This is a genomic window from Microbacterium sp. NPDC058342, from assembly GCF_042723935.1.
Lineage (GTDB): Bacteria > Actinomycetota > Actinomycetes > Actinomycetales > Microbacteriaceae > Microbacterium.
In genome coordinates, this window is record NZ_JBHXID010000002.1 from 371,767 (window position 1) to 384,402 (window position 12,636).

Here is a 12,636-nt window from a genome sequence, read left to right on the forward strand (position 1 = left end):
TCCGGTCACGCCGCCCGGCCCTCGTGCAGCGTGAGCACCTCGTCGGCCCCGTGCAGCTCGCCGAGATCGTGCGTCACGACGATGACCGCCGCGCCGTCGGCGGTGAGCCGGCCGATCGTGCCGGCGATGATCTCGCGCGAGCGGGCGTCCAGCCCGGCCATGGGCTCGTCGAGCAGCACGAGGTCGGCTCGCTGGACCAGCGCCTGGGCGAGCAGGGCGCGCTGGCGCTGCCCGCCGGAGAGCGCACCGATGCGCCGCGCGGCGTGAGGTCGCAGGCCGACGGCGTCCACGGCGTCCGCCACGGCGGCCCGGTCGGCCCGCCGCGCCCGGCGCCACGCCCCCAGGCGGCCCCACATCCCCATGGCCACGATGTCGGTCACGGTGAGGGGCAGATGCGCCGGCAGGGCGGTGGTCTGGGGGACGAAGGCGATCCGCAGACCCTCGCGCCGTCGCACCTCGCCGCGCGATGGGACCAGCAATCCGGCGGCGACCTCGAGCAGCGTCGACTTGCCCGAGCCGTTGGCCCCGACGACGGCGAGCAGGCGTCCGGCGTGCGCCACGGCATCGATGCCGCGCAGGGCGACATGCCCGTCGCGGACGACGTGCACGTCGTGGACCGTGAGGACGCGGGTGGTGTCGAGCAGCAGGGGCGAATCGGTCATGCCCTCGATTATTGCAAATGAGAATCGTTCTCAATTACTGCTACAGTCGATCACCGTGCCCCTTCTCCTGGAACCCTTCGCCGCCGGCTTCGTGCAGCGCGGCCTCGTCGTGGGGGTGCTCGTGGCGCTGGTCTGCGCCGTGGTCGGCACCTGGGTGGTGCTGCGCGGCATGGCCTTCCTCGGCGAGGCGCTCGCGCACGGGATGCTGCCCGGTGTCGCCGCGGCGACACTCCTCGGCGCGCCCGCGATCATCGGCGCGGCGGTCAGCGCGTCGGCGATGGCCGCCGGCGTCGCCGCCCTGCAGCGCCGCGGACGGCTTTCGGCCGACACGAGCATCGGACTGCTGTTCGTCGCGAGCCTGGCCACGGGCGTGATCATCATCTCCGCCTCCCGCAGCTTCGCCACCGACGCGACCGCGATCCTCTTCGGAGACATCCTCGCCGCCGCACCCGCCGACATCCTCCTGCTGTCGATCGTGGCCGCTCTCACGCTCGTGCTCGCCGCCGTCGGCCACCGTTCGTTCGTCGCACTGACCGTCGACCCGCGGCAGGCGCAGCTGCTGGGCCTGCGGCCGCGTCTCGCGCACGTCCAGCTCGTCGGAATGGTCACCCTCGCCGTCGTCGCGGCGTATCAGGCCGTCGGCTCGCTGCTCGTCGTCGGCATGCTGCTCGGTCCCGCGGTCGCCGCCGGACGCTGGACCGTGCGCATCGTCTCGACCATGGCCATCGCCGCCGCCATCGGTTCGGCGAGCGTGGTCGCCGGACTGCTGGTCTCCTGGTACACCGGCACCGCCGCCGGGTCGACCATCGCCCTCGTCGCGGTCCTCGCGGCGCCGCTCTCCGCGCTGCTGCGCGGACTCGCCACGCTTCGCGCGCGCACCGCGCCCGCATCCCCGGAACCATCCGTCGAGAGGACCCCATGAGACACCGCCTGATCGTCGCCGCCGTGATCACCCTGAGCGCGGCGCTGGCCGGATGCTCCGCCCCGGCCGACAGCGCCCCGGACGTCACCGCGACGACCGCACCGTCCGCGAACGGAGACGGCCACGGGCAGATCTCCGGTGCGCGCGAGCTCGCCGAACCGGCTCTGCACCTCGCCACCGTGTCGCCTGCGGGAGAGATCCAGCACCTCGACCTGCTCGACGAGAGCCGGGAAGTCCTCGCCCGCATCGAGCCGGCCGACGACGTGGTCACCGATGGGCGTCTGCTCTTCGCGATCCGTGAGGGCGGCGTGACGGTGATCGACAGCGGTGTCTGGACGTGGAGCCACGTCGACCACTTCCACTACTACGAAGCCCCCTCGCGCGTGGTCGGCGAGGTGAGCGGACGCGGCATCCCCACCGTCGTGCCCGGCGAGACCGGCGTGGGCATCCAGTTCGACGATCAGGCCGTCCTGCTCGACACCGCGGGGCTCGCCGACGGCGACATCGAGGAGCGCTTCCGCCTCGACATCGATCCGCACGAGGGCCTCGTCGTGCCGCTCTCCCGAGGCGCCCTGGTCACGGAGCCCGACGCCGCGGGCGACCCGCAGGGCCTGCGCGTCGTGACCGCAGAGGGCGAGGAGCGCGACCTCCTGGACTGCGTGCACGCCGCGGGCACCATCACCACGGTCGTCGGGGTGGTCGTGGGCTGCGCGGACGGCGCGCTGCTCCTTCCCGGCGGCGACGCGAACGGGGCCGAACGCATCGCCTACCCCGAGCACGCGCCGGCCGGCGCGGTGCGCTTCGCGGCCCGCGAGGCGCGGCCGACTGTGGCAGCCACGACCGTCGCGGGAGGCTCGACGGTCTGGATCCTGGACACCCGGGCGCGCACCTGGGAGGTCTGGGACGCCGGGCAGGAGGTCGTGGACGCCGCTGCGATCGACGACGCCGAGGAGCGTGTGCTCGCGCTGGCCGCCGACGGCTCGGTGCTCGTGATGGCGGACGGCACCGTGACCGCACGGACGGAGTCTCTGGTGGCGCGCTCTCTCGGCGATGAGGAGATGGCCCGTCACGTCCGCTTCGTGGTGGACCAGAAGCGCGCCTACCTGAACGGACCGGTGGAGAACATGCTGTGGGAGATCGATCCTGCCGACGACGCCCGCATCGCCCGCAGCTTCCCGACCGACGCCGCACCGATGCACCTGGCAGGCACGGGCCGATGAGGAGTGCGCTCATCCGCAGGGGAGCCGCCGGACTCGCCCTCGCCGTCGTCGCCGGACTGACCGGCTGCGCATCCTCCGCGGACGGCCGTCCGGTCGTCTACGTGACGACGAACATCCTGGGCGACGTGGCGGCGGAGATCGCCGGCGACGACCTGGAGATCGTCACGCTCATGGCGCCCGGGGCCGATCCGCACTCCTTCGAGGTGTCGGCGCAGCAGGCCGGCGGGATGCGCGACGCCGAGCTCGTCGTGGCCAACGGGCTCGGCCTGGAGGAGGGACTGGTCCATCAGGTGGAAGCGGCAGCCGCCGAAGGCGTGCCGATCTTCGTCGCCGGGGAACACGTCGACGTCATCGAGTACGCCGAGGGCGCTGGACCGGACCCCCACTTCTGGACGGATCCCGCGCAGATGGCGCTCGTCGCCGACGAACTGGGAGCGGAGCTGGCCGCGCACGCCGGCGACGCGCGGGACGACGTCCTGGCGCGGGCGGAGGCGTACGGCCGGAGCCTGCGCGAGCTCGAGCGGCGCATGGCATCCGAGCTCGGCGGCATCCCCCGCGAGCACCGGGCGCTCGTCACGAACCATCACGTGTTCGGCTACCTGGCCCGCCGGTTCGACCTGCGCGTCCTGGGCGCGGCGATCCCCGGCGGCACCACCCTCGCAGCGCCCAGCCCCGCCGACCTGCGCGAACTCGTGACCGCCATCGACGAGGCGGGCGTGCAGACGATCTTCGCCGAGTCGTCGCAGCCCGACCGCCTGGTGCAGGTGCTCGCCGAGGAGGCGGATCGCGACGTCGCCGTCGTCGAGCTCATCTCGGAGTCGCTCGCACCGCCGGGACATCCCGGCGACACCTACCTCGACATGATGCGGGTGAACACCGACCGCATCGTGACAGGACTCGGACCATGACCACCGTCCCGCACTCGACGGGACGCACAGAAAGGAAGAACATCATGACAGGATCCGACCCGAAGGCGCGGGCAGTCCGCTTCGCGGCCGTCGCCGCGGTCGCCGTCGCCGTGCTGGCGGGATGCGCCGCACAGCCGGCCGAGAACCCGAGCGGCGACGATCAGGCGTCCGCCCCGGACGGCCCTCGCGTCGCCGTGGCCTACGCCGGAGGCGTGCTCGTGGTGGACGGGGAGACGCTCGAGGTGATCGACGACTTCCCCTCCGAGGAGTTCGTGCGGGTGAACTCCGCCGGCGACGACCGCCACGTCGTCGTGACGACGTCGCAGGGGTTCCAGTTCCTCGACATGCGTGAGCCGGCGCTGACCGACCACGTCGTCTCCGCCGCCGCGGCCGGTCACGTCGTGCGCCACGCGGGCCGCACCGTGCTCTACGACGACGCCACGAGCGACACCACGGTGTTCGACACCGCCGAGCTCGCGCGCATGCAGGGCGAGCTCCCCGAGGCGCAGGTCATCCCCGGCGTCGAGGCGCACCACGGCGTGTCCGTGCTGCTGGAGGGCGGCGAGTTCGCGACCACCGTCGGCGACGAGGCGGGGCGCACCGGCATCCGCGTGACCGCAGCCGACGGCACCGAGATCGCCACCAGCGCGGACTGCCCCGGCGTCCACGGCGAGGGCGCGGCCCAGGACGAGGCCCTGGTCTTCGGGTGCGAGAACGGCGCGCTGCTCTACCGCGACGGCGAGATCACCAAGCTCGACGCCCCGGACGAGTTCGGGCGGATCGGCAACGCCTACGCCACGGACGAGAGCCCGCTGGTGGTGATGGACTACAAGGACGACCCGGATGCCGAGGGGTACCTGCTGACGAACCTCGCCCTGGTCGACACCGACGCGAAGACCCTGGAGACGGTCGCACTGCCCGAGGGCGTCGGCTACACCTGGCGCGGCGTGGTGCGCTCGCCGTCGGGCGACGCCCTGATGATCGGCTCGGACGGCCGCCTGCACGTGATCGCCCCCGACACCGGACGGATCACGGCGTCGTACGACGCGATCGAAGCCTGGCAGAGCCCGACCGAGTGGCAGCAGGCGCACCCCGCCATCGCCGTGACCGGCGAGACGATCTACGTGACGGACTCGGCGAACAGCGAGATCGTGGCTCTCGACGCCGCCACGGGCGATGTCGTGGCGAGAGGCGACCTGCCCGAGGTTCCGAACGAGATCGCCGTCGTGGAGTGAGCATCGGGTGACGGCATCGGCGCTTCCGTCGCGCCGCGCCGCCGGTCCCCCGGCGGCGGTCGCGGCGGAAGCGCTCACTCCGCAGCTGTGCGGTGCGAGGCGAGCGCGTCGGACAGGGCCGCGCGCACCGCTCGGATTCCATCGGAGCGGCGGCTGCCCGTGCGCACCGCGGTGAACACCTCGCGCACCGGGGAACCGGGAAGCTCGGCGGTCGTCAGCGGGCTCGGTTCGTCGCCCCAGATCAGGTCGGGCAGCATCCCGACCGCGTGGCCGGATGCCACCAGCCGCACGTGGGCGGTCAGATCGGTCGCTTCGAAGCGCACGTCGGGCTCGAACCCGGCCGCGCGGCACTGCTGCACGGCCCATTGCCGGGCGGCCGTGCCCTGCGGCTCCATCACCCATGATCGGTCACGCAGCTCGTGCAGAGGGACCGGATGCTCGGTGCGGGGCAGCACGATCCGGATCGGATCCTCGCCGAGAAGGTCGTGCTCCACACCGTCGCGCAGCTCGCGCGTGTGCCCGGGGTACTGCTCGGCGATCACCAGATCGAATCGCCTCGCCCACAGCTCGAACAGGCTCTCCTCCGGGGGGAGCTCGGCCACCTCCACCCGCAGCTCGGGTGCCCGCTCGGCGAGCAGCGTGAGTGCGGCGGGCACGATGGTCTCGGCGGCGGTCGGCATGGCCGACAGCCGCACCGGCTCCCACCCCGGCGTGCCGGTGAGCTCCGCCCGCGCGCTCTCGTCGAGCTCCAACGCGCGGGCGGCGTGCTGCGCCAGCATCCGCCCCTGAGAGGTGAGGCGCACCCGGCGACCGTCCGGTTCCAGCAGCGCGACGCCCGCTTCGCGCTCGAGCAGCGCGAGCTGCTGAGAGACGGTCGAGGGGGAGTAGGAGAGCGACGCCGCGACCTCGGCGATCGTTCCGCGCAGCGCCAGCTCATGCAGCAGGCGCAGTCGTCGGAGCTCGAACATCGACATGCCTCCCATTGCTCGACTACCTCGAACATTATCATTCATGAATCATCGCTTTTCTTATCGAATCACGGGCACGATCCTGAGATCATGACCACCCCCGCACCCGCCGCCGAAGCATCCGTCTCCGATCTCGCCGACCTCGCCGACGACGCCGTCGCGCTGGTGCGCGACTGGCTGGTCCAGAGCCGCGAGGTGCCGGTCGACGCCGCGGGTCAGCGGCTCGCCGGCGTGCTGCGCGATCCGAACGGCCTCGACTTCACGGTGGGCTTCGTCGATGGCGTCGTGCGCCCCGAGGACCTCAAGGTCGCCGCCGCCAGACTCAAGGAGCTCGTGCCGCTCACGCCCGGCTTCCTCCCGGCCCCCATGCGCGCGGCCATCGGCCTCGGCGGCGCCACCGCCGGCATGCTCCCCGGCATCGTCGTGCCCTCCGCCCGCGCCGTGCTGCGCCAGATGGTGCGCCACCTCATCGTCGACGCCCGCGACGAGAAGCTCGGCGCCGCGATCAAGCACATCCGCGAGACGCAGGGCGTGGGGCTCAACATCAACCTGCTCGGTGAGGCCATCCTCGGCCGTGACGAGGCCACCCGCCGCCTCGAGGGCACCCGTCGCCTGCTGCTGCGCGACGACGTCGACTACGTGTCGATCAAGGTGTCCTCCACCGTCGCCCCGCACAGCCCGTGGGCCTTCGACGAGGCCGTCGCCCACGCCGCCGACGCGCTGCGCCCGCTGTACGAGATCGCCGCGAAGGGCGGCCCGGCCGGCAAGAAGTTCATCAACCTCGACATGGAGGAGTACAAGGACCTCGACCTCACCATCGCGGTCTTCACCGCCATCCTCGACCGCCCCGAGTTCGCCGATCTCGAGGCCGGCATCGTGCTGCAGGCCTACCTGCCCGACGCCCTCTCGGCCATGATCCGCCTGCAGGAGTGGGCGGCGAAGCGCGTGGCCTCCGGCGGAGCCCCCATCAAGGTGCGCGTCGTCAAGGGCGCCAACCTTCCGATGGAGACGGTCGATTCCGAGACCCACGGCTGGCCGCTGGCCACCTGGTCGACCAAGCAGGAGTCGGATGCCTCGTACAAGGCGGTGCTCGACTACGCGCTGCGTCCCGAGCACACCGCGAACGTGCGCATCGGTATCGCCGGACACAACCTCTTCGACATCGCGCTCGCCTGGCTGCTCGCCGAGAAGCGCGGTGCCACCGACGGCATCGAGTTCGAGATGCTGCTCGGCATGGCATCCGCCCAGGCCGCCGTCGTCAAGCGCACCGTCGGCTCCCTGCTGCTCTACACGCCGGTGGTGCACCCCGACGAGTTCGACGTCGCGATCGCCTATCTGATCCGCCGTCTGGAGGAGGGCGCGAGCCAGGAGAACTTCATGTCAGCCGTGTTCGACCTCGACGCCGACCCGAAGCTCTTCGAGCGCGAGAAGCAGCGCTTCCTGGCATCCGTCGCCTCCATGCCGACCGAGGTGCCCGGTTCGAACCGCACCCAGAACCGTCAGCTGCCCGCCGCACCGGCGCCGCGCGACGGCTTCGAGAACACGCCCGACACCGACCCCTCGCTGGCGGCCAACCGTGAGTGGGCCGACGCGATCCGCGCGCGGATGACAGGGTCGACCCTCGGGAACGACACGGTCGCCGCGAACACCCTCGACTCGACCGAGCAGGTCGACGAGCGCATCGCCGCCGGCGTCGCCGCGGGCGAGGCGTGGCGGGCGCTCGGTGCCGATGGGCGCGCCGAGATCCTGCACCGTGCGGGCGACGTGCTCGAGGCGCGTCGCGCCGACCTTCTCGAGGTGATGGGCGCCGAGGCCGGCAAGGTCATCGAGCAGGGCGACCCCGAGGTCTCCGAGGCCATCGACTTCGCGCACTACTACGCCGAGAGCGCCAAGAGGCTCGCCGAGGTCGACGGCGCCGTCATGCAGCCCGTCGGTCTGACGGTCGTCACCCCGCCGTGGAACTTCCCGGTCGCGATCCCGGCCGGTTCCGTGCTCTCGGCCCTGGCCACCGGGTCGCCGGTGATCATCAAGCCCGCCCGGCAGGCCCGCCGCTCCGGTGCCGTCATGGTCGAAGCGCTCTGGGAGGCGGGCGTGCCCCGCGACGTGCTGCAGTACGTGCAGCTCGACGGGCGCGAGCTCGGCACGAAGCTCGTCAGCGACCCGGCTGTGGGCCGCGTCATCCTGACCGGCGGATACGAGACGGCCGAGCTGTTCCGCGGATTCCGTCAGGACCTGCCCCTGCTCGCCGAGACCAGCGGCAAGAACGCGATCATCGTCACCCCCTCGGCCGACCTCGACCTCGCGGCGAAGGACGTCGCCTACTCGGCCTTCGGGCATGCCGGCCAGAAGTGCTCGGCCGCGTCGCTGGTCGTGCTGGTCGGCTCCGCCGCGAAGTCCGAGCGCTTCCGCCGCCAGCTCGTCGACGCCGTGCGCGCCTACGAGGTCGGCGCACCGGAGGACGGCTCCAACCGCATCGGACCGCTGATCGGCCCGGCCGAGGGCAAGCTGCTCGGCGCGCTCACCGAGCTGCACCCCGGCCAGTCCTGGATGCTCGAGCCGAAGAAGCTCGACGACGCCGGCCAGCTCTGGAGCCCCGGCATCCGCGACGGCGTGCAGCGCGGCAGCGAGTTCCACCGCGTGGAGTACTTCGGTCCGGTGCTGGGCGTCATGACGGCTGCGACGCTGGCCGAGGCGATCGACATCGTCAACGACATCGACTACGGCCTCACCAGCGGCATCCACTCGCTGGATGAGGACGAGATCCAGCAGTGGCTCGCGTCGATCCAGGCCGGGAACGTGTACGTCAACCGCGGCACCACCGGCGCCATCGTGCAGCGTCAGCCGTTCGGCGGGTGGAAGAAGGCCGCCGTGGGCGCAGGTTCCAAGGCCGGCGGCCCGAACTACCTGGTGGGCCTGGCGGACTGGGCGGATGCTCCGGTCGCGACCACCCGGCCGCTCGACGAGCTCGGTCTGTCGGCCGCGCAGCTCGCCGACGGCGTCGGCGAGATCGACGGCGACGCCGCAGCCTGGCTGCGCGGTGCCCTCGCCACCGACATCGACGCCTGGTCCACGGAGTTCGGCGTCGTCCGTGATGCGACAGGGCTGGTCACCGAGCAGAACGCGCTGCGCTACCAGGCGCTGCCCGTCACGGTCCGCTTCGAGAGCGCCCGGGTCGCAGAGCTGATCCGCGTCGTCGCCGCCGGGGTGCGTCTGCGCGCTCGGGTGACGGTGAGCACGGCATCCGCCCTGCCCGAGCCCGTGGTCACCTGGCTGGGCGCGCACGACGTGGTCGTCGTAACCGAGGACGCCGGCACGTGGGCCGCGCACGCCCGCCGTCTGTCGGACGCCGGCGGACGCGTGCGCCTGATCGGAGCCACCGCCTCGGAGACCGCGGCGGCCGTGGAGGGATCGCCGAGTCTGGCCCTCTACGCGAATCCCGTCGTCGCCGCCGGCCGCGTGGAGATGCTGACGTTCCTGCGCGAGCAGGCCGTCTCGGTCACCGCGCACCGCTTCGGCACCCCGCACCGGTACGAAATCCCGCTGCTCGATCCCGTGCGCTGAGCACGAGCCGAGACCCGAAGGGGTCGCGAATGGCCGCTTCCCCGTGTGGGAGGCGGCCATTCGCGTCACATCCGCGGGTCCGGGGGTCGGGCCCAGGGTGCGGGGTCGCCGGCGTGCGCTTGCGGATGTGGCGCAGATGGCTGCTTGTGGGGTTCGGAGGGGACCATTCGCGTCACATTCGCGGGGCGGGGCCGGGGCCGAGGGCGCGGGGTCGTCGGGGCGGGCATGCGGATGTGGCGCAGATGGCTGCTTGTGGGGGTGGGAGGGTGCCATTCGCGTCACATCCGCGGGGCCGGGGGCGGGGATGCCGGGGCGCGGCCTCAGAGCAGGGGCAGGGCGTCGTCGTAGGCCGAGCGCGACAGCGCGGGTCGGTCGCCGAAGACCCGGGTGATGCCGGGCTCGGTGCGCCAGGACGGCCAGCCCGGATCGCCGTCGCGCACGAACGCGACCGCAGCCGCGTGCATCTCGTCGGCGAGCCCCTGAGGCGGTCGGTCACCGGCGATCGCGGTGACGTGCGGCTCGTCCAGGCAGTCGAACCAGAACGGCACGTCGAGGCAGTGGTGTGACCACCCGTTCACGGGCGAGGGCCATGCGAAGCGGTACACCCAGGTGCCCGCTCCCGTGCGGGCCTGCGCGACACGCAGCACCAGTGAGCGGAACACGCGGTCGGCCACGAACCGTCCCAGCGCCGCGCCCGCGCCGCGCCGGCCGCGATTGGCCCGCCGCCAGTTGCGTCGGATCGCACCGGCGGCCTCGACGAATCGCAGCGCCAGTCCGACCGGCACCCAGCGCAGCCAGCGCGGCGCGCTGTCGAACACCATCGTGAACTCGTCGTCGGTCGCGCCGAGCAGCAGGGGCTTGGACGCGCCCGCGCCGGCGGCGAGCGACGCCACGGTGGGCCGCGCGAGGAGGTCGCCGTCGATCACGGGCCCCCAGGGCAGTCCGTCGACGAGCGTCGCCGTCGTCGCGGCGATGCCGGTCTTGCCCAGCAGCGACGCCTGGTACTGACGGCGGGTCAGCTCGCGCTCCTTCACCGACCGGAAGCCGTCGAGCGTGGGTTCGACGCCGACGATCCGGGCCAGGCGGATGCTGCGCTTCCGCGCCCGTGTGCGCGGGAGGTCGCCCAGCGCCCCGCTGAACGACATCCCGGCGTGGAACAGGTGCTGCGCGGACGGCATCCCGAACAGCGTGAGCACGGCGCCGCCGCCGGCCGACTGCCCGGCGATCGTGACCCGGCCGGGGTCGCCGCCGAACGCGGCGATGTTGCGCTGCACCCATTCCAGCGCTGCGATCCAGTCGCGCACGCCGCGATTGCCCGGCACCCCGTCGATCACGCCGAAGCCGTCGAATCCGAGCCGGTACGAGATGCTCACGGTGACGATCCCGTCACGGGTGAATGCCCGCCCGTCGTACCACGGGCTCGCGGCGGACCCGGCGGAGTACCCGCCGCCGTGGATCCACACCAGCACCGGCCGGGAGCCGTCGAGCGCCGGGGTGAAGACGTTGAGGTTGAGGATCGCGGCGCCGGGGATGCTCGGCTCGGGGATGATCGCGTTCGCCTCCTCGCGTCGCTGCGGGGTGGGGCCGTAGGCGGTCGCGTCGAGCGGCTCGGTCCACGGGGTCACCGGCTGCGGGGGCCGGAAGCGGTGACGCCCGGTGGGGGTCGAGGCGTAGGGGATGCCGAGGAAGGCGAGATCGCCGTCGCGCCGGATGCCGCGGACCGGTCCCTCGGCAGTGCGGACGATCGGTGCATCGGTCATGGCATCACCTCTTCTCCAGTATCCCTCCACCCGCCCGCACGGGAGTTCGGCGGAAGGTGTCGCCGGGCGCCGCGCGCGCCGTATCCGTTGTCTGGGCGTTATCTCGCAACGGAAATCGTCGCGAGGGCGGTGATGTTCTTCGCTTTTCGGTTCCCCTGCGGGTGCTCTTGTGGTTGACTGTCGGCACACCGTTCCTCGATGTGGAGGTTCCATGGCCGTTCACGCAGATGCGTCCGCCGAAAGCGCACCGAGCGGCGGCGTCGAGATCGCCGGGGTCACCAAGACCTACGGCGACGCCGTCGCGGTCGACGACCTGTCGCTCACCATCCGGCCGGGCGAGTTCCTCTCGCTGCTCGGGCCGTCGGGCTGCGGAAAGACGACGACGCTGCGGATGATCGCGGGCTTCGAGCATCCCGACAGCGGGGACATCCGCATCTCGGGCCGCAGCGTGCTGTCGCTGCCCGCGCACCGGCGCGAGGTCAACACCGTCTTCCAGGCGTACGCACTGTTCCCGCACATGACGGTCGCGGAGAACGTGGCATACGGTCTGCAGCAGAGACGGGTGCCCAAGGCGGAGCAGCGCGAGCGGGTCGCAGCTGCACTCGACATGGTGCAGCTGCGCCGCTTCGCGGACCGCAAGCCCACCCAGCTCTCCGGGGGTCAGCAGCAGCGCATCGCGCTCTCGCGGGCCCTGATCAACCGGCCCAGCGTGCTGCTGCTCGACGAGCCGCTGGCCGCCCTCGACCGGCAGCTGCGCGAAGAGATGCAGGTGGAGCTCAAGCTGCTGCAGGCCCGGCTGGGCACGACCTTCGTGTTCGTCACGCACGACCAGGGCGAGGCGCTGTCGATGAGTGATCGGATCGCGGTGATGCGCGAGGGGCGCATCGAGCAGCTCGACGCCCCGGAGGCCATCTACGCCGCGCCCGCATCGGCGTACGTCGCCTCGTTCATCGGCCAGCAGAACTTCCTGCGTGGCACTGTCGCCGTCGGCGGCGACGCCGTGGACGCGCCCATCGGTGCCGTCCAGGGTCGCTGGGGGGCCACGGCCGTCGAGCCCGGCGGTGACGCGGTCGCGGCGATCCGGCCCGAGTTCATCCGCCTCGAGACCGGCACGACGGCCGGCATCCCCGGGCGGGTGCTCAGCGTCTCGTACCTCGGCGAGACGCTGCAGGTCGTCGTGGGCATCGCCGACGGACAGACGCTGCTGGTGCGCACGCCCGCCCCGACCGCGCCCGACGTCGCCGCGGACGACGACGTGCGCTGCGTGTGGGAGCCCGCCGACGTGCGCCTGTTCGCCGCCGACGGCGCCCCGACCGCCGCCACCCACGTGATCACCCTGCCCGACCGCTCCCGCGTCTGAGCCGAGCGCTCCGACGACCCCGACCGAACGCACGAAGGAG

The 12,636-nt window shown here is 72.4% G+C and carries 9 protein-coding genes; 6 read left to right on the forward strand and 3 right to left on the reverse strand.

Features of this window, described 5'->3' with window-relative positions:
• Nucleotides 1-5: 5 nt before the first annotated feature.
• A complete protein-coding gene (aztA, locus tag ACFWHT_RS11675) occupies nucleotides 6-662 on the reverse strand; it encodes a zinc ABC transporter ATP-binding protein AztA (RefSeq protein ID WP_378828640.1) in 657 nt (218 codons plus the stop codon).
• Between the two features lie 55 nt (nucleotides 663-717).
• Here aztA and aztB point away from each other — a divergent pair, with 55 nt between their 5' ends.
• From aztB to aztD, 4 genes are read left to right on the forward strand one after another with little or no spacing between them, the layout of a single operon-like run.
• Complete coding sequence (gene aztB, locus ACFWHT_RS11680; protein ID WP_378828643.1) at nucleotides 718-1,584, forward strand: zinc ABC transporter permease AztB; 867 nt, start codon at nucleotides 718-720, stop codon at nucleotides 1,582-1,584.
• Nucleotides 1,581-2,804 carry a hypothetical protein gene (locus ACFWHT_RS11685; RefSeq protein WP_378828645.1) on the forward strand — a complete coding sequence of 408 codons (1,224 nt, stop codon included), beginning with the start codon at nucleotides 1,581-1,583 and terminating at the stop codon, nucleotides 2,802-2,804. The genes aztB and ACFWHT_RS11685 overlap by 4 nt, the downstream gene beginning before the upstream one ends.
• Entirely contained in the window at nucleotides 2,801-3,712 is a 912-nt protein-coding gene (locus tag ACFWHT_RS11690) for a metal ABC transporter solute-binding protein, Zn/Mn family (protein WP_378828647.1), read from the forward strand. The genes ACFWHT_RS11685 and ACFWHT_RS11690 overlap by 4 nt, the downstream gene beginning before the upstream one ends.
• A 44-nt stretch (nucleotides 3,713-3,756) precedes the next feature.
• Nucleotides 3,757-4,947: a zinc metallochaperone AztD gene (gene aztD, locus ACFWHT_RS11695; RefSeq protein ID WP_378828649.1), complete on the forward strand. Its 1,191-nt coding sequence runs from the start codon at nucleotides 3,757-3,759 to the stop codon at nucleotides 4,945-4,947.
• A 74-nt stretch (nucleotides 4,948-5,021) separates the two neighbouring features.
• Here the strand turns inward: aztD and ACFWHT_RS11700 are convergent, their stop codons facing one another.
• Nucleotides 5,022-5,915, reverse strand: a complete 894-nt coding sequence (locus ACFWHT_RS11700; RefSeq protein WP_378828651.1) for a LysR family transcriptional regulator — start codon at nucleotides 5,913-5,915, stop codon at nucleotides 5,022-5,024.
• 90 nt (nucleotides 5,916-6,005) lie between these two features.
• Here ACFWHT_RS11700 and ACFWHT_RS11705 point away from each other — a divergent pair, with 90 nt between their 5' ends.
• Nucleotides 6,006-9,476: a bifunctional proline dehydrogenase/L-glutamate gamma-semialdehyde dehydrogenase gene (locus tag ACFWHT_RS11705; protein WP_378828653.1), complete on the forward strand. Its 3,471-nt coding sequence runs from the start codon at nucleotides 6,006-6,008 to the stop codon at nucleotides 9,474-9,476.
• 320 nt (nucleotides 9,477-9,796) lie between these two features.
• Here the strand turns inward: ACFWHT_RS11705 and ACFWHT_RS11710 are convergent, their stop codons facing one another.
• Nucleotides 9,797-11,236: a carboxylesterase/lipase family protein gene (locus ACFWHT_RS11710; RefSeq protein WP_378828655.1), complete on the reverse strand. Its 1,440-nt coding sequence runs from the start codon at nucleotides 11,234-11,236 to the stop codon at nucleotides 9,797-9,799.
• 211 nt (nucleotides 11,237-11,447) lie between these two features.
• Here ACFWHT_RS11710 and ACFWHT_RS11715 point away from each other — a divergent pair, with 211 nt between their 5' ends.
• Nucleotides 11,448-12,596, forward strand: a complete 1,149-nt coding sequence (locus tag ACFWHT_RS11715) for an ABC transporter ATP-binding protein (RefSeq protein ID WP_378828658.1) — start codon at nucleotides 11,448-11,450, stop codon at nucleotides 12,594-12,596.
• Nucleotides 12,597-12,636 lie beyond the last annotated feature (40 nt).